Source organism: Actinomyces sp. (assembly GCF_030530635.1).
Lineage (GTDB): Bacteria > Actinomycetota > Actinomycetes > Actinomycetales > Actinomycetaceae > Actinomyces.
Map to the genome: position 1 here is coordinate 1 of NZ_JAUMUL010000120.1, position 3,478 is coordinate 3,478.

At 68.0% G+C, this 3,478-nt stretch carries 3 protein-coding genes and 1 pseudogene; 3 read left to right on the forward strand and 1 reads right to left on the reverse strand.

The features are described 5' to 3' along the window. Positions 1-362 (reverse strand): transposase family protein (locus tag Q4A20_RS14900; RefSeq protein WP_303124177.1); only part of this gene is annotated, 362 nt, incomplete at its 3' end. Between the two features lie 476 nt (positions 363-838). On the opposite strand from Q4A20_RS14900, the gene Q4A20_RS14905 reads away from it, so the two are divergent. From Q4A20_RS14905 to Q4A20_RS14915, 3 genes and pseudogenes are all read left to right on the forward strand, one after another. Beyond that, positions 839-2,449 carry an OmpA family protein gene (locus tag Q4A20_RS14905; protein ID WP_303124178.1) on the forward strand — a complete coding sequence of 537 codons (1,611 nt, stop codon included), beginning with the start codon at positions 839-841 and terminating at the stop codon, positions 2,447-2,449. A gap of 290 nt (positions 2,450-2,739) precedes the next feature. Further along, on the forward strand, positions 2,740-3,261 hold the full coding sequence (rplJ, locus tag Q4A20_RS14910; protein WP_303124179.1) for a 50S ribosomal protein L10: 522 nt from the start codon (positions 2,740-2,742) through the stop codon (positions 3,259-3,261). Between the two features lie 88 nt (positions 3,262-3,349). After that, a pseudogene (locus tag Q4A20_RS14915) lies at positions 3,350-3,478 on the forward strand (50S ribosomal protein L7/L12); the annotation flags it as partial.

Genomic DNA, 3,478 nt, shown 5'->3' on the forward strand with positions numbered 1-3,478 from the left:
ATCGGGTACCGCACACCCAACCAGTTCGAACGAGAACTACAGCAGGCCGCCACCCAGAAAGCAGCCTGACAAACACACAACAACTGAAAGTCCAAAAAACACCCAGCACTCCAGGTGGACTCCGAGGGGATGTCCCGGTCTTGCGGTAGTCCCAGTTGCCGTAGTTGGCCGCCGGTCAGGTCCTGGGCGTGCTCCCAGATCGCCAGCAGGGTACGACAGCCGGCCAGCACCCCCACCGCCGCCAAAGCCAGCAAAGTGTCCAGGCGGTGACGGCACCCGCGCCGATGCCGCGGGTCCGGGACACCTGCGAACATCCCGGTCAGGGGCTGGCGCGACAGGGCAGAAGTGGGGGCTGATGACACAGCGGCGCGACCTTCCAAGGCAATGGCTTTATCTAGCGCCTCCATCGTCTCCGGAAGATCGCGCCGCACCCGCACCAACACACCGAAAACCCCTAACAACCCCCAACCCAGACACCGACTTTGCCGAGCCCCTGGTGAGGACACGGTGACCATGGACATGATCGGTGAGGATGACGCATTCGGCCAACATCTCGCGGTGCGCCTGACTGACATCCCCGTCGTGGACGGCTGACGGGCGGATTCGCTCCGGACGCGACATCCTCGCCGTGGGGCGGCGGGGCCGCGGACGCGGCGCCCGCCGGTGGTTTCCGCGCTGGCCCGGACCGCCGCAGGCGCGGTATGGTCGACCCAAGTCGTTACCTGCGCGTCGAAGCGATGCCTGAGAGGGGTTCGCGGCAACCGGCGGCGCAACCCGGGCAACCCAGGCAAGCCAGAGCCAACACGACACCGGACGAACGGTCACGAAGGGGGACCCCATGCACAACCGGCTCCAGCACGCCAACGGCATTCGCCTGCCCCGCCGCACCGCCCTGGCTTTGCCGGTGCTCGCCGGCATCGGCGGCGTATCCGCGTGCAGCACGGACCGGCCCACGCCGGTGGTGCAGGTGACGACTACCCCCACCGCGGATGCCTCCGCCTCCGCCAACGCGGCCAAGAGCGCACAGATTCAGGCACAGGTAAAGGGCCAAGAACTCACCCTCGCCGTCGGCCCCCTGGTCCGGACGGAGTACAAGGGGGAGGAACTCGCCATCCTGCCCATTCGCGCTGAGGCCCCGGGCAGCAACACCGAAGCAGTGAACATCGGCGAACGCCTCATTGGCGGACTGCTCACAACCGTCGCCGACTACAAACCGCTGCGGCTGATCGACACCGCCGGCTCGCGCCTGTGGTCCACCACCAGCTGGCAAGCCATATTTGTTCCGCTCGAACCCGGTGGGAGACAGGACCTGCGTGCAACCTTCGGCCCGGTGGACGTCGACGCCGTCACCGTCTTCCTGTCCGGCATCGGTTTCGTAGATATCGCGGTCGTTGACGACGACGCCGCGGGTGCGCCCAGACTCGACGTGGACACCATCGTCAAGGCCGCCAACCCCTACGCCAGGCTGCGTACACCGGTCCCGCTGGAACGCTACACGCAGGCCTTCGACGGCTCCTCCAGCGGCTTGACCACCGACCAGGAGACCACCGTCGACGTCTCCAGCGACGTCACCTTCGGCTCCGACTCCGCAGACTTGTCCGCCGACGCCGACGGCGTGCTCAAGAGTGTCGCCGAGACCATCGCCGGATACGAAGGTGGTGAACTGGAGATCGTCGGCCACACCGACGACGTCGCCGACGACGCCCACAACCAGACCCTCTCCGAGCAGCGCGCCCAGGCGGTCTCCAAGCGCCTGGGGGAGCTGACGGACCTCACCGCCTGGAAGGTCACCGTCACCGGAAAGGGGGAGAGCGAGCCCAAGGTCGACAACGACTCCGACACCCACCGCCAGGCCAACCGGCGCGTCGAGATCGTCATCACCCCCTCCGGCGGCACCGACGGAGCCCTGTCCCGCACCGATGGCGACACCACGCTGCCCGAGGCCGCAGGCCCCGTCGGACGCGGGCCCAACGGCATCACCGTTGATGCCACCGATGCATCGGGCGGACAGGTCGTCCTCGCCCTGGAGAAGGTCGTCCGCCGCGACGGGCTGCTGTTCGGGGAGCTGCAGCTGGAAGGTGGAAGGGGCGGCTCCGTCTCCGCCCTGAACCTCGGCTGGGTCAACGACCCCGGCGTCGGGATGGCCAATGCGCGGGGCGAACTCGCCGGCCTGACCAATGCGTTCTCAGCCGATGGGCTGATGCTGCTGTCCGGCTCGGACCGTATCTACCCGGTCGACTATCTGCTCGAAGGCACCAGCGCCCACCGGGCACTGACCGAGTTGGATCTGGGGGACAAGCTCAGCCAGGGTGAGAGGATCACCGTGTGCGTTGTCTGGCCGGACACCGGCGAGGACGTCGTCGTCGTCGACCATCCGGCGGCCGGCGCGGAGGACGGAGTCGTCTCTCACCCCTGGCGACTCACCGACGTGCCCGTCGTCAACCTCTGAGCTGATTCCCGGCCGCCTGCTGCGGTCGGCGGCCGCGTGACCGAAAGCACCGCCGCTGTGGGGCGGCGGGCTTGCGCCCCGGGGGCGGACCGTGTGTATTGTGGCGTCTGCCAAAGACCGCAGGTCTCCCGCGCAGGCGGGACGAAGTCCGCATCAGGCGGAGCCGGCGCAGGTGAGAACGAGCCCTCAGCGGCCCTCGGTGACCTCCGAGCGCAGTAGCGAGCCCCGTGCCCACCGGCGCGGGGCTCTTCCAGTGCCGGAACCTGTGGCAGACCACGGAAGGAGGGCCCATGGCAAGGCCTGAGAAGGACGCGGCTGTTGCACAGCTGGCGGACAAGTTCCGTGAGGCCAACGCCGTTCTGCTCACCGAGTACCGTGGGCTGAGCGTCGCCGACCTCAAGGACCTGCGCCGCTCGCTCGCCGGCAACGCCGAGTACACCGTGGCGAAGAACACGCTGGCCTCCATCGCCGCCCGCCGGGTCGGGCTTGACGCGATCGTGGACGATCTGAAGGGCCCCACCGCCCTGACCTTCGTCACCGGGGAGCCGGTCGAGGCCGCCAAGGCTCTGCGCGACTTCGCCAAGGACAACAAGCACCTCATCCTCAAGGGCGGCGTCATGGACGGCAACGCCCTGAGTGCGGACGAGGTCGACAAGCTCGCCTCGCTCGAATCCCGCGAGGTGCTGCTGGCCAAGGCTGCAGGCGCTATGAAGGCGTCCCTGTCCAAGGCCGCATACCTCTTCGCCGCACCCGCGTCCCAGGCGGTTCGTACCGTCGACGCCCTGCGCGAGAAGCAGGAGACCGCGGCCTGAGCCGCGACCGCCACCAACCCGAAACCGCCCTGCGCTTCAAGACAGCAAAAGCAGCGCAGGACCCCTTTTCCAGGAAGGAACGCCCATCATGGCGAAGCTGACCACCGACGAGCTCATCGAGGCCTTCAAGGAGCTCTCCCTCATTGAGCTGTCCGAGTTCGTCAAGGCCTTCGAGGAGACCTTCGACGTGACCGCCGCCGCCCCCGCCGCGGCCGTG

What these genes read in the sequence shown, in the direction of transcription:
- Q4A20_RS14905 (WP_303124178.1), top strand. Translation starts at nt 839, where the DNA reads ATGCACAACCGGCTCCAGCACGCCAACGGCATTCGCCTGCCCCGCCGC.
- rplJ (WP_303124179.1), top strand. Translation starts at nt 2,740, where the DNA reads ATGGCAAGGCCTGAGAAGGACGCGGCTGTTGCACAGCTGGCGGACAAG.